Annotated in this window: 14 protein-coding genes; 11 read left to right on the plus strand and 3 right to left on the minus strand. The window is 73.1% G+C overall.

Features of this window, described 5'->3' with window-relative positions; genetic code table 11:
- Positions 1 to 74 precede the first annotated feature (74 nt).
- The 8 genes from D6B71_RS12045 (at position 75) to D6B71_RS12080 (ending at position 10,182) form a co-directional block, all read left to right on the plus strand.
- Positions 75 to 1,511 (plus strand): uracil-xanthine permease family protein, encoded by a 1,437-nt coding sequence (locus D6B71_RS12045; RefSeq protein WP_121255349.1) that lies wholly within the window; start codon positions 75 to 77, stop codon positions 1,509 to 1,511.
- 6 nt (positions 1,512 to 1,517) lie between these two features.
- Positions 1,518 to 2,393: an FAD binding domain-containing protein gene (locus D6B71_RS12050; protein ID WP_121255350.1), complete on the plus strand. Its 876-nt coding sequence runs from the start codon at positions 1,518 to 1,520 to the stop codon at positions 2,391 to 2,393.
- Positions 2,390 to 2,923, plus strand: a complete 534-nt coding sequence (locus D6B71_RS12055; RefSeq protein ID WP_121255352.1) for a (2Fe-2S)-binding protein — start codon at positions 2,390 to 2,392, stop codon at positions 2,921 to 2,923. The genes D6B71_RS12050 and D6B71_RS12055 overlap by 4 nt, the downstream gene beginning before the upstream one ends.
- Positions 2,920 to 5,397, plus strand: a complete 2,478-nt coding sequence (cutA, locus tag D6B71_RS12060) for an aerobic carbon-monoxide dehydrogenase large subunit (protein ID WP_121255354.1) — start codon at positions 2,920 to 2,922, stop codon at positions 5,395 to 5,397. The genes D6B71_RS12055 and cutA overlap by 4 nt, the downstream gene beginning before the upstream one ends.
- Entirely contained in the window at positions 5,394 to 6,023 is a 630-nt protein-coding gene (locus tag D6B71_RS12065) for an SRPBCC family protein (protein WP_121255357.1), read from the plus strand. Before cutA ends, D6B71_RS12065 begins: the two co-directional genes overlap by 4 nt.
- Positions 6,020 to 7,426, plus strand: coding sequence for an amidase (locus D6B71_RS12070; RefSeq protein ID WP_121255359.1), 1,407 nt, complete (start codon positions 6,020 to 6,022; stop codon positions 7,424 to 7,426). The genes D6B71_RS12065 and D6B71_RS12070 overlap by 4 nt, the downstream gene beginning before the upstream one ends.
- Positions 7,427 to 7,873: 447 nt before the next feature.
- Positions 7,874 to 9,451 (plus strand): SpoIIE family protein phosphatase, encoded by a 1,578-nt coding sequence (locus D6B71_RS12075; protein WP_164519634.1) that lies wholly within the window; start codon positions 7,874 to 7,876, stop codon positions 9,449 to 9,451.
- Positions 9,452 to 9,516: 65 nt separating this feature from the next.
- A complete protein-coding gene (locus D6B71_RS12080) occupies positions 9,517 to 10,182 on the plus strand; it encodes a lysophospholipid acyltransferase family protein (protein WP_121255362.1) in 666 nt (221 codons plus the stop codon).
- Positions 10,183 to 10,192: 10 nt separating this feature from the next.
- On the opposite strand, the gene D6B71_RS12085 is transcribed toward D6B71_RS12080, so the two are convergent.
- Positions 10,193 to 10,762 carry a hypothetical protein gene (locus D6B71_RS12085; protein WP_121255364.1) on the minus strand — a complete coding sequence of 190 codons (570 nt, stop codon included), beginning with the start codon at positions 10,760 to 10,762 and terminating at the stop codon, positions 10,193 to 10,195.
- Positions 10,763 to 10,940: 178 nt separating this feature from the next.
- Here D6B71_RS12085 and D6B71_RS12090 point away from each other — a divergent pair, with 178 nt between their 5' ends.
- The 3 genes from D6B71_RS12090 (at position 10,941) to D6B71_RS12100 (ending at position 15,753) form a co-directional block, all read left to right on the plus strand.
- Positions 10,941 to 13,118, plus strand: a complete 2,178-nt coding sequence (locus D6B71_RS12090) for a hydantoinase/oxoprolinase family protein (RefSeq protein ID WP_121255366.1) — start codon at positions 10,941 to 10,943, stop codon at positions 13,116 to 13,118.
- Positions 13,118 to 15,079, plus strand: coding sequence for a hydantoinase B/oxoprolinase family protein (locus D6B71_RS12095; RefSeq protein WP_121255369.1), 1,962 nt, complete (start codon positions 13,118 to 13,120; stop codon positions 15,077 to 15,079). The genes D6B71_RS12090 and D6B71_RS12095 overlap by 1 nt, the downstream gene beginning before the upstream one ends.
- Before the next feature lie 146 nt (positions 15,080 to 15,225).
- A complete protein-coding gene (locus tag D6B71_RS12100; protein ID WP_121255371.1) occupies positions 15,226 to 15,753 on the plus strand; it encodes a flavodoxin domain-containing protein in 528 nt (175 codons plus the stop codon).
- Between the two features lie 22 nt (positions 15,754 to 15,775).
- On the opposite strand, the gene D6B71_RS12105 is transcribed toward D6B71_RS12100, so the two are convergent.
- Both D6B71_RS12105 and D6B71_RS12110 read right to left on the minus strand, forming a co-directional pair.
- Positions 15,776 to 16,441 carry a response regulator gene (locus D6B71_RS12105; RefSeq protein WP_121255373.1) on the minus strand — a complete coding sequence of 222 codons (666 nt, stop codon included), beginning with the start codon at positions 16,439 to 16,441 and terminating at the stop codon, positions 15,776 to 15,778.
- Entirely contained in the window at positions 16,438 to 17,454 is a 1,017-nt protein-coding gene (locus tag D6B71_RS12110; RefSeq protein WP_240641357.1) for a HAMP domain-containing sensor histidine kinase, read from the minus strand. Before D6B71_RS12110 ends, D6B71_RS12105 begins: the two co-directional genes overlap by 4 nt.
- Positions 17,455 to 17,563: the final 109 nt, after the last annotated feature.

Consider the following 17,563-nt stretch of genomic DNA (forward strand, 5'->3'; position numbering starts at 1 on the left):
CGTCGTGGGTGTGTCATAGCCCTCAATAGTTTGGCCGTCTCGGGTCGCCACCCCCGGACGAAAGGCTCGAAGACATGTCGATGTTCAAGTGGGACCTGGTCGATCCCGGTCCCGGTGAGGCGGTCGCCCCGCACCAGCGACTGAGCTGGGGCAAGACCGCCGGGCTCGGCGCCCAGCACGTGGTCGCGATGTTCGGTGCGACGTTCGTCTTCCCACTCATCATGGGGCTGGATCCGAACCTCGCGATCCTGATGAGCGGCATCGCCACGATCTGCTTCCTGCTGATCGTCAAGGGCATGGTGCCCAGCTATCTCGGCACGTCGGCGTCCTTCGTCGGTGGTGCCGGCGCGATCTATGCGCAGGAGGGCGGTCCCGCCGATGTCACCGGTGCGATCCTGGTCTCAGGCGTCGTGCTGGCCCTGGTCGGCGTGCTCATCCACTACCTCGGCGCCGACTTCATCAACGCGCTGCTGCCGCCGGTTGTCACCGGCGCGGTGGTGATGCTGATCGGGTTCAACCTGGCCGGGGTCTCGACCGACCTCTACCTGCCGGCCGACCGGTGGATGGCGATGATCACGATGGTCGCCGTGGTGCTGATGGCGGTGGGACTGCGCGGCTTCCTCGGCCGGATCGCGATCTTCCTCGGCCTGATCTTCGGCTACGCGCTGTCCTGGCTCTTCGACGTCATGGGCGTCGGGGGCGTCGACGGTGACCGGGTCAACTGGGACGGTGTGAAGAGCGAGCCCTGGTTCGGCCTCCCGGACAAGACCGCCGAGGGCTTGGTCGGCAACCAGTACGAGCTCGAGAACATGGCCCAGGTCGGCTGGCACCTGCCGTCGTTCTCGATCACGTTCGCGCTGCTGGCGCTCCCCGCCGTGATCGCGCTCGTCGCCGAGAACATGGGTCACGTGAAGGCCGTCTCGGGCATGACCGGCACCGACCTCGACCCCGTGATGGGCCGCGCCGTCGGCGCCGACGGCGTCGGCACCGTGATCGCCACCTCCATCGGCGGCTCGCCCACCACGACGTACGCCGAGAACATCGGCGTCATGGCCGCCACCCGGGTCTACTCCACGGCCGCCTACTACGTCGCGGCAGCGGTGGCGATCCTGCTCGGCTTCGTGCCGAAGTTCGGAGCGATCATCTCGGCCACGCCGGGCGGGGTACTGGGCGGCATCACGCTGGTGCTCTACGGCATGATCGGCCTGCTCGGCGCCAAGATCTGGGTCGAGAACGGCGTCAACTTCGCCAACCCGGCCAACCTGGTGCCGCTCGCGGCGGGCCTCATCATCGGCATCGGCTACGACACCACCGGGTTCTTCCAGGTCACCGACGACTTCTCCCTCGGGGGCATCGCGCTGGGCACGATCGTGATCCTGGCCGGCTACCACCTCGCCCGACTGATCGCCCCGCAGGACGGCGAAGGGGCACTGATCGTCACCCGCGCCGGCGCCGACGTCGAGGACCACGCCGCCCCGCACCACCGCGACCACCCGCACGGGAAGGCCTAGCCCGACGTGAAGCCAGCACCCTTCGCCTACCGCCGACCCGCGACGCTGCCCGAGGCCCTCGAGCTGCTCGCGGCGGAGCCGGACGCGAAGGTGCTGGCCGGCGGGCAGAGCCTGGTGCCGCTGCTGTCGATGAGGCTGGCGGCGCCGGGCCTGCTCGTCGACCTGAACTCCCTCCCGGACCTCGGCGAGATCAACGTCGCTCCCGACGGGGTCCGGGTGGGGGCGCTGGTGCGCCACGCCGACCTGCTCGCCTCCGCCGAGGCGCGCCGGGTCCAGCCGCTGCTGGCGATGGCGCTCGCCCACGTCGCCCACGCGACGATCCGCAACCGTGGCACCACGGTCGGGTCGATCGTGCACGCCGACGCCTCCGCCGAGATGCCGGCGGTGCTCTCGCTGCTGGGCGGGTCGGTGACCGCGGAGTCGGCCTCGGGCAGCCGCACCATCCCGGCCGGCGAGCTGTTCGTCGGCCCTCTCGAGTCGTCGCTTCGCCCCGACGAGGTCGCCACCTCGGCCTTCTTCCCGGCCCTGCCCCCCGACACCGGCGTCGGGTTCGACGAGGTCGCCCGGCGGCACGGCGACTACGCGCTCTGCGGGGTGGCCGCGCAGGTCCGGGTGGTCGACGGCGCCGTGGCCGCCGCCTCCGCCGGCTACCTCTCGGTGGCCGACGTGCCCACGGTCGTCGACCTCACCGAGGCGCTCGGCGGTGCGGTCACCGACGCCTCGCTGGCCGCGGCCGGCGAGGCCGCCCTCGAGCACCTCGACCCGGCCGCCGACATCCACGCCACCGCCGCCTACCGCGCCCAGCTGGTGCGGGTGCTGACCGCCCGCGTGCTGCGAGCGGCGTACGCCGACGCCACCACCGAAGGAGGATCCGAGGCATGAGTGAGGAGCAGCACGACGTCCGGCTGGTGGTCAACGGTGTCACCCGCGAGATCCGAGTGCCGGCGCGGCGTCTCCTCTCCGACGCGCTGCGCCACGACCTGGGCCTGACCGGCACCCACGTCGGCTGCGAGCACGGCGTCTGCGGCGCCTGCACGATCCTGGTCGACGGCCGCCCGATGCGCGCGTGCCTGATGCTCGCGGTCTCCGCCGAGGGCGCCGAGCTGACCACGGTCGAGGGCCTCACCGAGCCCGACGGCTCCCTCTCCCCGGTGCAGCAGGCGTTCGCCGAGTGCCACGGCCTGCAGTGCGGCTTCTGCACCCCCGGGTTCCTCACCACGATCACCGCGGGCCTGCGGGAGAACCCGCACCCCACGCACGACGAGGCCCGCGAGATGGTCGGCGGCAACCTGTGCCGGTGCACCGGCTACCAGAACATCGTCAAGGCGGTGGAGCGCGCCGCGGCGATCACCGCCGAGACCGCCGCGGCGGTGGCGGAGACTGCCGAGACCCCCGAGGGGGCCGCCCGGTGACCACCAAGCTGATGGGCCAGCCGGTCCAGCGGGTCGAGGACCAGCGGTTCCTGCGCGGCGGCGGCCGCTACGTCGACGACGTGCTGGCCGGCTCTGCCTCCGACACCGGCCAGCAGGTGCTGCACGCCGCGGTGCTGCGCAGCCCGCATGCCCACGCGCGCATCGTCGACATCGACGTCGACGCGGTGCTCGACCTCGACGGCGTGCACGCGGTGTGGACCTACGAGGACCTCGCCGGCCTCTCGGCGCCGATGGCCGACCCGCTGCCGCTGCTGATCCCGCACCCGGCGCTGACCCACGGACGCACCCAGTACGCCCTGGCCCGCCACGAGGTGAACTACGCCGGCGAGGCGGTCGCGTTCGTGGTCGCCGACGACCGCTACGTCGCCGAGGACGCCCTGGCCCGCATCCACGTCAGCTACGAGGTGCTGCCGCCGGTGGTCGGCATCGAGGCCGCCCGGGCCGCCGAGCACCTGGTGCACGACGACCCCGACGACCCGGCCGGCCCCGTGCCCGGCAACGTCGGCGCGCGGCTCGAGCAGTCCACCGGTGACGCGGCCGCGGCCGTCGCCGCGGCCCCGCACCGGCTGGCCCTCGACCTCGAGGTCGAGCGCAGCGCCTGCACCCCGCTCGAGGGTCGCGGCACGGTGGCCCGCTGGGACCCCGACACCGACCGGCTCCAGGTGTGGACCTCCACCCAGTCCTCGACCGGGGTGCGTGCCGCGGTCGCGGTCAAGCTCGGGCTCGACCTCGGCCAGGTCGACGTGGTCACGCCCGACGTCGGCGGTGGGTTCGGGGTGAAGATCAACCACCCCTGGCCCGAGGAGCTGCTGGTGCCCCTGGCCGCCCGCGCCCTCGGCCGCCCGGTGAAGTTCACCGAGGACCGCCGCGAGCACTTCGTCTCCTCCGCCCACGAGCGGGCCCAGGTGCAGCACGTCGAGGTCGGCTTCGACGACGACGGCCGGCTGCTCGGGCTCGACGTGACCTTCTGGCACGACCACGGCGCCTACACGCCGTACGGCCTGATCGTGCCGATCATCACCTCGACCCAGCTGCTCGGGCCCTACAAGCCCGAGGTCTACCGCGTGGTGTTCGAGAGCCTCTACACCAACACGGTGATGGTCACGCCCTATCGCGGCGCCGGCCGGCCGCAGGGGTGCTTCGCGATGGAGCGCACCATCGACGCGATCGCCGCCTACCTCGGCAAGGACCGCGCCGAGGTGCGGGCGGTGAACTTCATCCAGCCCGACGAGTTCCCCTTCGACCAGGGGCTGATCTTCCAGGACGGCCGCGAGCTCGAGTACGACTCCGGTGACTACCCGCAGATGCTGGAGAAGATCAAGGCGCTGGTCGGCTGGGACGAGTTCCCGGCGTTCCGGGCGGAGATGGCCGAGCAGGGCCGGCGGGTCGGGATCGGCCTGGCCTGCTACGTCGAGGGCACCGGCGTCGGCCCCTACGAAGGCGCCCACGTGCACATCGAGACCACCGGCAAGGTGAAGGTCGCCACCGGTCTGACCACCCAAGGGCAGGGCCACGCCACCGTGTTCGCGCAGCTGGTGGCCGACGAGCTCGGGGTGCGCTTCGAGGACGTCGAGGTGGTCACCGGCGACACCCGCCGGATGCCGTACGCCGTCGGCACGTTCGCCTCCCGGGCCGCGGTGATGAGCGGCTCGGCGATCCACCTGGCGGCCAAGCGTGCCAAGGAGAAGGTGCTGCGGATCGCCGCCGACGCGCTCGAGGCCGACCCCGCCGACCTGCAGATCGTCGACGGCGTGGTGTCGGTGAAGGGGTCACCGGGCGCCGCGCTCGATCTCGGCACGGTCTCGGTGCTCTCGAACCCGCTGCGCTACGCCTTCGACGAGGCGTCCAAGGCCGCCACCCAGTTCTCGGTCGGCGACCCGGGCAAGCCGCCGGTCGCCGAGGACGACGAGCCCGGCCTGGAGGGCCGGGACTTCTACTCACCCGAGCGCGCGACGTTCGCCTCCGGCATGCACGCGGTGATCGTCGAGACCGACCCCGACACCGCCGAGGTGAAGATCCTCAAGTACGCCGTCGTCCACGACTGCGGCCACCTGATCAACCCGATGATCGTCGAGGGCCAGATCCACGGCGGCGTCGCCCAGGGCGTCGGCGGCGCGCTCTACGAGCGGATGGCCTACGACGAGTCCGGCCAGCTGCTCAACGCCTCGTTCATGGACTTCCTCATGCCCTACGTCTCCGAGGTGCCCGACGGCATCGACATCGACCACCTGGAGACGCCCTCGCCGCTGAACCCGCTGGGCATCAAGGGGGCCGGCGAGGCCGGGGTGATCCCGTCCGCGGCCGTGTTCGCGGCCGCGATCGAGGACGCCGAGAGGATCCCGATCACCGCGATGCCGATCTCGCCCTCGGAGCTGTTCGAGCTGCGCCGCACCCACGACCGACCGGTGGTCGAGCCTGCCGAGACCCCGCATCCACCGAAGGAGACCCCGTGAAGATCACCGGCGCCGAGACGCTGCCGCAGCCGGTCGAGCAGGTCTGGGACGCCCTGCTCGACCCGCGCGTGCTGGTCGCGACGATCCCCGGCTGCGAGCGGCTGGTGGCGGCGGGAGAGCACGCCTACGAGATGACCGTGACCGTCGGCGTCGCCGCGATCAAGGGCACCTACTCCGGCGGCTGCGAGCTCTTCGACCTCGAGCCGCACCGGTCGCTGACGATGCGCCTGTCCGGCAGCGGCGCGCCCGGCACCATCGACGCGGAGGTGGGGGTCCGCTTCGAGGACCTCGGCGCCGAGGGCACCCGGATCCACTACGACGCCGACGCGACCGTCGGCGGCATGCTCGGCGGGGTGGGGCAGCGGATGCTCACCAGCGTCTCGAAGCGGATGGCGGGGGAGTTCTTCGGCAACGTCGGCGGGGCACTGACCGCACCGCAGCCGGCCGCCGGGCAGCCGGCCGCCGGGCAGCCGGCCGCTGACCAGCCGGCCGCGGGCGCCGTCTTCACCGCGCCCCCGCGACCCGCGGTCTCCTCGGAGACCGACTTCTTCAAGGGGGTCGTGCTCGGCGCCGGACTCGTGCTGCTGGGGGTGCTGGCGGGCTCGCGGCTCGGTCGCCGGCGATGAGCGACCTCACCGTCGAGGCCACCGCTCGCGAGATGCTCGCGGCGCTGCTCGGGCGCCGGATCTCCGCCCGCGAGCTGCTCGAGCTCCACCTGGCCCGGATCGCCGAGCGCAACCCGGAGCTCACCGCGATCGTCTCTCTCGACGAGGAGCGGGCCCGGGCGGGCGCCGCCGAGGCCGACCAGCGGCTGGCCTCGGGGTCGCCGGTGGGCCCGCTCCACGGGCTGCCGTTCGCGTTCAAGGACACCCACGCGGTCGCCGGATGGCGCACCACCTTCGGCTCACCGCTCTTCGCCGACCACGTGCCGGACGCCGACGAGCTCCTCGTCGAGCGAGTACGCCGCGCGGGCGTGGTGGTGCTCGGCAAGACCAACGTGCCCGAGTTCGCCGCCGGGTCGCACACCTTCAACCGGGTCTTCGGCACCACCCGCAACCCGGTCGACCCGAGCCGGTCCGCGGGCGGGTCCAGCGGCGGCGCCGCCTGCGCGCTGGCCAGCGGCATGGTGCCGCTCGCCGACGGCTCCGACATGGGCGGCTCGCTGCGCAACCCCGCCTCGTTCTGCGGGGTCGTCGGGATGCGGCCGTCGCTGGGCCGGGTGCCCGAGTGGCCGCTCTACAACCAGTGGGAGACCACGTCGGTCGGTGGCCCGCTGGCCCGCAACGTCGGCGACCTGGCGCTGTTGCTCTCGGTCCTCGCCGGACCCGACCCGCGCGCCCCGATGGCGCTCGGCGACCCGGGCGCGGTCTTCGCCGAGCCGTTCGCCGACCCCGTGAGCGCCCCGCTGGCCGGCCTGCGAGTGGCGACCTCGATCGACCTGGGCGGCGCGTTCGAGGTCGACGCCGAGGTCGCCGCCGTCGTCGACCGGGCGGCCGGGGCGCTGGCCGGTGCAGGCGCCCGGGTGGCCGCGGCCCACCCGGACCTGTCGCCGGCCGAGGACACCTTCCGCACCCTCCGCGCCTGGCACCTGCACGCCAAGCTCGGCGACCTGCTCGCCGCCCACCCCGGCGAGCTCAAGCCCAGCCTGGCCGACAACATCCGGGCCGGCGAGCCGCTGACCGGCGCGGACGTCGCCCGCGCCTACCGCCAGCGCACCGAGCTGGGCGAGCGGATGCGCCACTTCTTCGTCGACCACGACGTGCTGGTGCTGCCGGTCTCACAGGTGCCGCCGTTCCCCGTCGAGCAGGAGTTCCCGACCTCGATCAACGGCCGCCCGATGGCGAGCTACCTCGACTGGATGCGCTCGGCCTACTTCGTCACCGTCACCGGCTGCCCGGCGATCGCGCTGCCCGCCGGCGCCACCGCCGACGGGCTCCCGGTGGGCATCCAGGTGGTGGCCCCGCACGGTGCCGACCGCCGGCTCCTGGAGGTCGCCGCCGCGTTCGAGTCGGTCCTCGGGTCCCGCTGACCCGGCGACTTCTCCACAGCCCCCTCCACAGGTCTGGTCCGCAGCCTGTGCACTGAGGTCTCCTGTGGTGGAGAACCCGGCACGACCTGTGGACGCCGCGGTGGAACCAGCGGAATGTCCCGCGAACCGTTGCGGCCCGGTCGCGCCGGGGCGTAGAACTTGTCCCACGCACTCCCCCCGGGGAGAGCGGGACGGCTCGAAGACGAGGATCCGCACGGCTGGGGAGACCCGCCGCGGCAGCTGGGTGACGCAGCGGCCGGGGTCCAACCGATGGAGCTGTCCGACCGGAGACGTCACCGGCGCCGGTCGACCAGAAGGGCCCTTGCGACTCATACTCGCAAGGGCCCTTCGCCTTTCTCAGCGCTAGGGCCTTATCCCGTCCCGCCTCCGCGCGCCTCACCCCTGCGCGGGGATGCCGCCGGCGCCCCGAGAGGGTTAACTGGTGCCGTGCCGGCCACCGACCTCTTCGCGCGCGCGGGCCGCCTGGAGGCGGCGTACCACGCCGTCGACTGGGCGGCGACGCCGCTCGGCGCCCCGGTCGGGTGGAGCCGGACGCTGCGCGGCACCCTGGACTCGGCGCTGCAGACCCGCTTCCCGGTCACGTTGCTGTGGGGCCCCGAGTTCGTGCTGCTCTACAACGAGGCGTATGCCGAGCTGATCACCGGCAAGCACCCCAGCGCCCTCGGCCGCCCCGCCCACGAGGTCTTCCCGGAGGCCTGGGATCTGGTCGGCCCGATGATGGAGGCGGTTCGCGAGCGGGGCGAGCCGACCTGGGTGGAGGACGAGCTGATCCCGCTGGAGCGCAACGGCTTCATGGAGGAGTGCTACTTCACGTTCTCCTACTCCCCGGTGCGCGGCCGCGACGGCGACATCGAGGGGCTGATCGACATCGCCTCCGAGACCACCCGGCAGGTGGTGGCGGCCCGCCGGCTGCGCCTGCTCTCGCGGCTGCAGGAGTCGCTGGCGGAGGTGCAGCGCACCGACGAGGTCACCGTGCGCGCCGACGAGGTGTTCGCCACCGACCACGCCGACCTGCCTGAGGCGGAGATCCGGCTGGCCCCCGACCCGAGACGCACGCCCACCGCGCCACGGCCGCCGATGCGCGAGATCCTCCTCGACGAGGGACGCGACGACGCCCGGCTGGTGCTGATCCCGTTGCCCACCGCGGAGCCGGGGGTCGGCGGCACGGTGCTGGCCGTGCGGCTGAGCCCGTTCCTTCCCGCCGACGCGGACTACCTCGACTTCTTGAACCTGATCGCGACCAGCCTGGCCCAGGCGATGGACCGGGCCTCGGCCCTGGAGGCCGAGCGCGGCCTCTCGACGGCGCTCCAGCTGAGCCTGCTGACCAGCCCGCCGAGCATCCCCTTCGCCGAGGTGGCGGTGCGCTACCAGCCGGCGGCCGAGGTCGCCCAGATCGGCGGCGACTGGTACGACGCCTTCACCACCGGTGACGGCGGCCTCACGGTCGTCGTCGGCGACGTGGCGGGCCACGACCGCGAGGCGGCCGCCGCGATGGCGCAGCTGCGCAACCTGGTGCGCGGGGTGGCGTGGACCCGGCGTGGGGCGCCGTCGGGAGTGCTCGGCGGGCTCGACTCGGCCATGAAGGGGCTCGAGGTCCCGGCGGTGGCGACCGCGGTCGTCGCCCAGGTCGACCGGCGTCCGCACACCGGTGCGCTCTCGTGCCGGTGGTCCAACGCCGGCCACCCGCCGCCGGTGCTGCTCGCGCCCGACGGCAGCACCAAGCTGCTGGAGACCAGGCCGGACCTGCTGCTGGGTCTCGAGCCGTCGACCCCCCGCCACGACCACGACGTGGAGCTCGAGCCGGGCAGCAGCCTGGTGCTCTACACCGACGGGCTGGTGGAGCGTCGCGGCGTGCCCCTCGACGTCAGCCTCGGGTGGCTGCTCGACGCCCTGCGCGACCGGGAGCGGCTGCACCCCGAGGAGCTGTGCGACCTGCTGCTGCGGCTGGTGAAGGGGTTCACCGAGGACGACGTGGCGCTGCTGGTGGTGCGCGCCGGCCGGTGACCGCGGCGTCCACCCGGAGATGACCGGCCGGTAGCCGTGGACGGGTCGGTCAGACTGGCTCAGTGATGTACGCCGTGCTGCACCGGCTCGTGCCTCCGGTCGCCAAGGCCGTGTGGCGGCCGACGGTCGTGGGCCTCGAGCACCTGCCGCGCACCGGACCGGTGATCATCGCCAGCAACCACCTCAGCTTCGCCGACTCGGTGGTGATCCCGGTCGTGGTGCCGCGCAAGGTCGTGTTCTTGGCCAAGTCGGACTACTTCACCGGCTCCGGCGTGCGCGGTGCGGTGCAACGGGCGTGGTTCACCGGGATGGGCATGCTGCCGGTCGACCGCGACGACGCCTCGGCGGCGCTGAGCAGCCTGGACACCGCGCTGGAGGTGCTCAGGCGCGGCGAGGCGTTCGGCATCTATCCCGAGGGCACCCGCTCCCGTGACGGCCGGCTCTACCGCGGCCGCACCGGGGTCGCGCACCTCGCGCTCACCGCCGGCGTGCCGGTGGTGCCGGTGGGGCTGCGCGGCACCGAGCACCTGCAGCCGGTGGGAGCGCGGCTGCCCCGGATCGTGCCGGTCACCGTGTCGTTCGGCGAGCCGATCGAGGCGGGGGAGCGGTTCGCGGGCGTGCCGCTGGGCCGGGCCCGTCGCGAGCTGACCGACGAGATCATGGCCGCGATCGGGACGCTGAGCGGGCAGCAGCCCGCGGGCGTCTACAACGACCGGGCCCCCGACGGCTGAGCTGGGCCGGTCAGGGGCAGAGGCGGGCCACCTCGTAGTCGAGGTTGGCCGTACGGTCGAGCGCGGAGATGACGGCGTCGAGGTCGTACGCCGACGGGCCCTCGAGCCGCAGCAGCGACCGGGCCTCACCGAGGGCGTCGGCCAGCCCGGCCATCGCGTCGTACTCCTCCTCGGGGAGCCCTGCGGTGCTCGCCGCCGCCTGCACCCCCGTGATGGCCTCGGAGATCGTGGCGCCCACCGGGTCGGGGTCGTAGCCGTCGAAGAAGTAGTTCTGGGCGTTCGAGTAGCCGAACGACTCCTTGGCCGACGAGGCCTCCTGCTCGAGGTCGGCCAGGAGTCCGCGCACCCCCGAGCCCGCCATGGCCAGGTGGTAGCCGCGGCAGGCCACGGTGGTCGCCGCGCCCTCGTCGGTCCTCACCGTCACCGGGGCCGCGGCGACGGCGGGCACCTCCACGTCGGTGGACGGCCCCTCGGGGAGCAGGGTGAGCCCCACCAGCGCCGCCAGGAGGACCAGTCCCCCGATCACGGCCGCCGGGATCGCGGGATCGGGTCGGGTGGTCCGGCTGCCACGCTCAGGCAAGGCTGCTCCTCGGGACTGGGGTTGGAGGCTGGCGAGAGGGTTCTTCCACCGTCGACCGCCGACCAAACGAAGGGCCGCGCCGCAGTGCGGGCACAGGCACAACCTGCCAACGAAGGGGGTCCGGGTAGGCAGTCTTCGCTGTGGTTGAGCCTCGGGCGACTTGGGTTGAATCCTCACCATGACGCGGCGGATCCGGATCGGCATCGACACCGGCGGCACCTTCACCGACGTGGTGGCCTTCGACGAGGCCTCCGGCGAGCTGGTCACCACCAAGACCCCCTCCACACCGGCGAACCCGGCCGACGGGTTCCTGGCCGGCATCGACAAGGTGCTCGGCCTGCTCGGGCTCGGCGACCTCGACCGGCGCGAGCAGGGTGCGGCGATCGTGGCGGTCAGCCACGGCACCACGGTGGCGACCAACCAGCTGCTCGAGGGCAAGGTCGGCCGGCTCGGGTTCGTGACGAACACCGGCTACGAGGCGATGCTCGAGATCGCCCGCCAGTCGGTGCCGGACGGCTACGGCAACTCCTACTTCTGGGTGAAGCCGGACCGGATCGTGCCCCGCGACCTCGTGCAGGGCGTCGAGGGGCGCCTCGACTTCACCGGCGCCGAGGTGCGCCCCTTCGACGAGGACGGCGCCCGACGGGTGGCCCGGTGGTTCCGCGACCGGGGCGTCTCGACGCTGGGCGTGTGCTTCCTGCACTCCTACGCCAACCCGGCGCACGAGCAGCGGATGCGCGAGATCCTCGCGGAGGAGCACCCCGAGGCGGTGGTCTCGCTCTCCAGCGAGGTGCTGCGCGAGTACCGCGAGTACGAGCGGGCGATGACCACACTGGTCGACGCGGCGGTGAAGCCCCGGCTGGCGGCGTACGTCGGCAACATCGAGGGCCGCCTGCGGGAGTTCACCCCGGACGACCCCGGAGTGGTCGGCGGGCACTCGGGTGTGGTCGGGGGGTCTGGGGGCGGAGCCCCCCGAGGGTTGCCGTTCTATGTCATGAAGAGCAACGGCGGCGTGCTCTCGGCCGCCGAGGTTGTGCACCAGCCGATCACCACGGTGCTCTCCGGTCCCGCGGCCGGCGCGCTGGGCGCGGCGCTGATCGCGAAGGTCGCCGGGTTCGACCGGGTGCTGACCAGCGACGGCGGCGGCACCTCCACCGACGTGTCGGTCGTCATCGACGGCGAGCCGACGCTCACGACCGAGGGATCGGTGGGGGCGTTCCCGTCGAAGATCCCGATGATCGACGTGGTCACGGTCGGTGCGGGCGGCGGCTCGATCGCGTGGCTCTCCCCGGAGGGCACGCTCAAGGTGGGGCCTCAGTCGGCGGGCGCCGACCCCGGGCCGCTCTGCTACGGCAGGGGCGGCGCCGACGGAGCGGTGACGATCACCGACGCCCACGTCTACCTCGGCCGGATCCCCCCGCACCTGCTGGGCGGCGAGATCCCGCTCGACGTCGACGCGGCGGCATCCGGCGTCGAACGGCTCGCCGAGCGCCTCGGGCTCAGCCCCGAGGCGTGTGCGACCGGCATCCTGGAGATCTCCGCGTGGAACCAGGCCAACGCGCTGCGCCAGGTGACGGTCAAGCGCGGGCTCGACGTCCGCGACTTCACGCTCACCACCTTCGGCGGGTCCGGCTCGCTGCTGCTGTGCCGGCTGATGGACGTCCTGGGCGTGCCGACGGTGCTGGTGCCGCCGAACCCCGGCAACGTGTCGGCGTTCGGGCTGCTCACCGTCGACGTGAAGAACGACTACGTCCAGACGCACGTGACGCTCGCCGACGCGCTCGAGCCCGGCGAGGTGGCAGCGGTGTACGCCGCGCTCACCGACCAGGCGGCCGCCGCGCTGACCGCCGAGGGCTTCGCGCCCGAGCAGCACCGCTTCCTGCGCACCGCGGACCTGCGCTACTTCGGGCAGGCCTTCGAGGTGCGGGTGCCGGTGGCCGACGGCCCCGTCGACGCGGCCCTGCTCGACGAGGTCGCCGCCCGCTTCCACGCCGAGCACCGGTCGCTGTACGGCTACGACTTCGCCGACGACGCGACCCAGCAGGTCGAGTGGGTCAACCTGCGGGTCTCGGGCGTCGGCCCGATCCAGCGCCCCGTGATCCGCCGCCACGACCTTCCCGAGCGCACTCCCGACACCTCCGAGGACGCCGCCCACACCGGCAACCGCGCGGTCTGCTTCGACGCCGCGGCCGGTTATGTCGACACCCCCGTCTACCAGCGCACCGCCCTGGTGCCAGGCACGGTCGTCGAGGGGCCGGCGATCGTCGAGGAGTTCGGCTCCACGGTCCCGCTGCACCCCGGGTTCGCCGCCCGGGTCGACGAACACCTCAACCTGATCGTGACCAGGAGCGTCTGATGACCGCACCCGACCTGGGCTCCCGAAGGGCGCCGACCCAGTTCCCGTTCGGCACGCTGACCGCCGACGCCGGCCGCAGCGCCGACCCCGTGCTCGTCGAGATCGTGCAGGGCTCGCTGGCCAGCGTCGAGATGGAGGTCGAGACCGCCATCGGCCGCACCAGCCGCAGCCCGATGATCCGGGACGCCCACGACTTCCGCGCCGGCATCCACGACCGCCTGCTGCGCAAGCTCACCGGGCGGTCCTACTCCGCGCTCGTCCACCCGGTGGCCCGCGACTTCCCGATCGACCAGATGCGGGAGGGCGATGTCTTCTTCCACAACGACGTCTACCGCTCCGAGGGCGGCATCGGGCACCTGCCCGACCTGTGTGTCACCGTGCCGGTGTTCGCCGGCCCGGCGGAGGAGCGCAGGGTGGTCGCGTTCGTGCAGGCCTTCGGCCACCACGACGACATCGGCGGCGCGGTGCCCGGGTCGATGCCCTCGACCGCGACCAGCGTGTTCGAGGAGGGGCTGATGGTCCCGCCGATCCGGCTCTGGGACGCCGGGGTCCCGAACCGGGCGGCGCTGGCGATCATGACCCGCAACTCCAGGATGCCCGAGAGCCTCGCCGCCGACCTCGACGCCGAGTGCTCGGCCTGCCTGATGGGCGCGCGCCGGCTGGGGGAGCTGTTCGACCGCTACGGCGTCGAGGCGGTCGAGGCATGCTTCGACGCGATCATCGACCGCACCACGGCGACCTACCGCCGCGAGATCCTGGCCAAGATCCCGGTCGGCACATGGACCTGGGAGGACTACGCCGAGCACGACGGCGTCGAGGACCCGAAGCTGCACGCACAGCGGATCACGCTCACCCGCACCGCCGCCGACGACCCGGACGGCGAGCGGCTGGTGCTCGACTTCGCGGGCACCGGCCCGCAGGCCAAGGGACCGATCAACCACGTGGGCGACGCCAGCGACGGCGTGTTCTTGAAGAAGTGGCTGGCGCCGATCCTGCGCAACCTCGCCGACACCCCCGAGCGGATGGCCGAGCTCGACGTCAACGAGGGCATCGTGCCGCTGATCGAGATGCGGTTCCCCCCGCCGGGCACCCTGCTGACCCCGGTGTTCCCGGCGCCCACCAACGCCCGCACGTTCGTGATCCTGCGGCTGCTCGGCGTGCTCGCCGGTGTGGTCGCGAAGGCCGTCGACGGCCGGATGCCGGCGGACCAGGAGACGATCCGCTACACCGGCGTCTACGGCGAGGACCTCGAGGGCCGCCCCTACCTCATGCGCGAGGTGCTCGGCGGCGGCTCGGGCGGGCGCTACTACGCCGACGGCGAGGACACCATCCACGTCGTCCCCGACTCGCGCAACCTGCCCACCGAGTTCACCGAGGCTCGGTTCCCGTTCCGGGTCGAGTCGCTGAGCCTGGCGGTCGACTCCGGCGGGCCGGGCGAGTTCCGCGGCGGGCTCGGCTACGAGAAGCACATCCGGATGCTCAAGGACGGGCACTTCATGTCGATCGCCGACCGGTCGATCCTGGCCTGCTGGGGCGTCAAGGGCGGCAAGGCCGGTCGGTCGTTCCAGGTGACCATCGACCCGGGCGGTCCGCACGAGCGGGACGTCGACGCCCTCGCCGACGCCGAGCCGGTGCGCGCCGGCGAGGTCATCCGGATCCGCACCACCGGCGGCGGCGGCTGGGGCGACCCACTGGCCCGCGACCCCGAGCTGGTGGTGCGCGACGTGGTCTGGCGCAAGGTGTCGCCGGAGGCGGCACTGGCCGACTACGGCGTGGTGCTGACCGGCTCGCTGGACCCCGAGGACGTGCTCGGCCACGACGCCGACGCGACCGCCGCCGAGCGGTCCCGCCGCGCCGCCGAGGCGGCCCGGGCGGGGGAGCAGCCGTTCTTCGACCGCGGCCCCGGATACGCCGCACTGGCCGGTGGGGCGACCCACGCCGACGTCGACCTGTGCGGTTGATCGCCGACCCGTCACTGATTCCCGCAGTTCGCCGGCGTGTCGAGGAACGATCGACAGGTCGGCAGCCGGCTCGGGACCTCCGACTCTGGCCCGCCGCTCACCCGGCGACGCAGGCTGGACCGGAGGGTGAGGACGAGGTGAGGACGATGCGGATCCTGATTGCCTACGCCAGCAAGCACGGCGCCACCGGCGGCATCGCGGAGCGCCTGGGCCACCGGCTCGCGGACCGTGGCCACCACGTCGAGGTGGTGCCGGTGTGGTCCACCGGCGACCTGAGGGAGTTCGACGCGTTCGTCGTCGGGAGCGCGACCTACCTCGGCCACTGGCGGCGCGAGGCCACCGACTGGGTCCGGCGGCACCACGTGGTGCTGGCCGACCATCCGGTCTTCTTCTTCAGCAGCGGACCGCTGGGCGGCGACCGCACCGACGCGTCCGGTCGCGACCTGCGCACGGTGAGCGAGCCCCGCGAGATGCCCGAGCTGGTGGCCGCGGTGCACCCGCGCGACCACCACGTGTTCTTCGGCCGGCTCGACCCCGAGGCGCTCACCGCTCCCGAGCGGCTCATCCGCCGCACGCCGGCGGGCCACCAGATGCTGCCGAGCGGCGACTTCCGCGACTGGGCGGACGTCGACGAGTGGGCCGCGTTGATCGACGACCAGCTGGTGCCGGCTTGAGCCGGCCGGGCCACGGCCCGGGTCAGGGCTCGATCAGCCCGGCGCGGATCGCATAGCGGGTGAGCTGGGTCCGGTCGCGCATGCCGAGCTTGGCGAGGATGTTGGCACGGTGCCGCTCGACGGTCTTCAGGCTGATCGTCAGCGCCCGGGCGATCTCCTTCGACGACGACCCCTCCGCGATCAGCTTGAGCACCTCGTCCTCGCGGGCGGTGAGCACGCTGCCCGGCACCCGCTCGCCCCGCCGGATCCGGTCGAGGTAGTCGCGCACCAGCGCGCTCATCGCCCCGGGATAGACGAACGCCTCGCCTCGCATCGCGGCGCGGCAGGCCGCGACCAGGTCCTCGTCGGCCACCGACTTGAGCACGTAGCCGCTCGCGCCGGCCTTGAGCGACTCGAAGAAGTACTGCTCGTTGTCGTGCATCGAGAGCATCAGCATCCGCGGTGGATCTTGGCGCCGGGCGATCTCGCGGGCCGCCTGCAGTCCGGTCATCCGCGGCATCGCGATGTCGAGCACCACCAGGTCCACCGGTCCGACCTCGGGGTCGCGCAGCAGCGCCAGCGCCTCGGCGCCGTCGCCGGCCTCCGCGACCACCTCGAGGTCGGGCTCCTGCTCGAGGATCAGCCGGACCCCCCGCCGCACCAGCGTGTGGTCGTCGACCAGCATGACCCGGGTCGGCTGCGTCGTCATCGCCGGCTCCCGCCGGCGTCCGGCACGTCCGGCACGTCCGGCACGTCCGGCAGGCCCGGTTCGCACGGGACCGCCAGGCGCACCCGCGTGCCCTGCCCGGGCCGAGAGCTGATGCTCAGCTCGCCGCCGACAAGCACCGCCCGCTCGCGCATCCCGAGCACCCCCGACCCAGGCTCAAGGTGGGCGCAGCCACGCCCGTCGTCGGTCACCTCGAGCACCACCCGATCGCCGAGCCGGGTGAGCGAGAGGTCGACGTGGTGGGCCTCGGCATGCCGGGCGACGTTCGTCAGCGCTTCCTGGGCGACCCGGTAGACGACGAGCTCGGCCTCGTTCGACAGCGGCGGCAGGCCACGGCCGAAGGTCCGGGTCAGCTGTGCCCGGCCGGCCGCGGAGAAGTCGGTCGCCAGCGCTGCCAGAGCGCTGTGCAGCCCCAGGTCCTCCAGCACTCCCGGCCGCAGCCGCCGCGCCACCCGGCGTACCTCGTCGAGGGCGTCGCGGGCGGTCTCCTTCGCGGCGACCAGGTCGGGCACCAGTTCGTCGGGGGCCCGCGACTCGAGCTGCTTGAGCCCGAGCAGCACCACGGTCAGCGTCTGGCCGACCTCGTCGTGCAGCTCCTGGGCGATCCGGTGCCGTTCGGCCTCCTGGGCGGCCAGGGCCTTGGCGTTGCTGGTGCTGCGCTCGGCCTCCACCCGGTCGAGCATCTGGTTGAACGCGGCCACCAGACGGTCGCCGGGCTCGGAGCTCGGAGGCTCCAGGCGGGTGCCGGAGTCGACCAGTCCGGTCTGCTGCATCTGTCTGGCCACCCGGTCGACGGGGGCCAGGCTGCGCCGCAGCAGCGCCGCGTTCGTGGCCACCATCAGGGTCAACCCCACCGCCAGCACCGCGGCCTCGGACGCGAGGACCTGCTCGGAGACGCTGAGTGGCGCGAGGGCCAGCACGAGCGTGCCGGCGGCGAAGACGGCGCCGTTGATCAGGCACACCTTCCAATAGAGGGGCAGCTCGGCGACGCGCACGCTGCCAGCCTGGCATGAGCACGAAGTCGGCGCGCGGAGATGGGTGGTAGCACCCATGGGTTCTCGAGGCCGACGCCGGGAGACTGGGGACAAGAGTCGAGAGGAGACA

Origin of the sequence: Nocardioides ferulae, assembly GCF_003660455.1 — a bacterium.
GTDB lineage: Bacteria > Actinomycetota > Actinomycetes > Propionibacteriales > Nocardioidaceae > Nocardioides > Nocardioides ferulae.

Bases quoted from the DNA above. Each gene is read 5' to 3' on its own strand.
- D6B71_RS12045 (WP_121255349.1), top strand. From the start codon at position 75: ATGTCGATGTTCAAGTGGGACCTGGTCGATCCCGGTCCCGGTGAGGCG.
- D6B71_RS12070 (WP_121255359.1), top strand. From the start codon at position 6,020: ATGAGCGACCTCACCGTCGAGGCCACCGCTCGCGAGATGCTCGCGGCG.
- D6B71_RS12090 (WP_121255366.1), top strand. From the start codon at position 10,941: ATGACGCGGCGGATCCGGATCGGCATCGACACCGGCGGCACCTTCACC.
- D6B71_RS12055 (WP_121255352.1), top strand. From the start codon at position 2,390: ATGAGTGAGGAGCAGCACGACGTCCGGCTGGTGGTCAACGGTGTCACC.
- D6B71_RS12105 (WP_121255373.1), bottom strand. From the start codon at position 16,441: ATGACGACGCAGCCGACCCGGGTCATGCTGGTCGACGACCACACGCTG.
- D6B71_RS12095 (WP_121255369.1), top strand. From the start codon at position 13,118: ATGACCGCACCCGACCTGGGCTCCCGAAGGGCGCCGACCCAGTTCCCG.
- D6B71_RS12080 (WP_121255362.1), top strand. From the start codon at position 9,517: ATGTACGCCGTGCTGCACCGGCTCGTGCCTCCGGTCGCCAAGGCCGTG.
- D6B71_RS12100 (WP_121255371.1), top strand. From the start codon at position 15,226: ATGCGGATCCTGATTGCCTACGCCAGCAAGCACGGCGCCACCGGCGGC.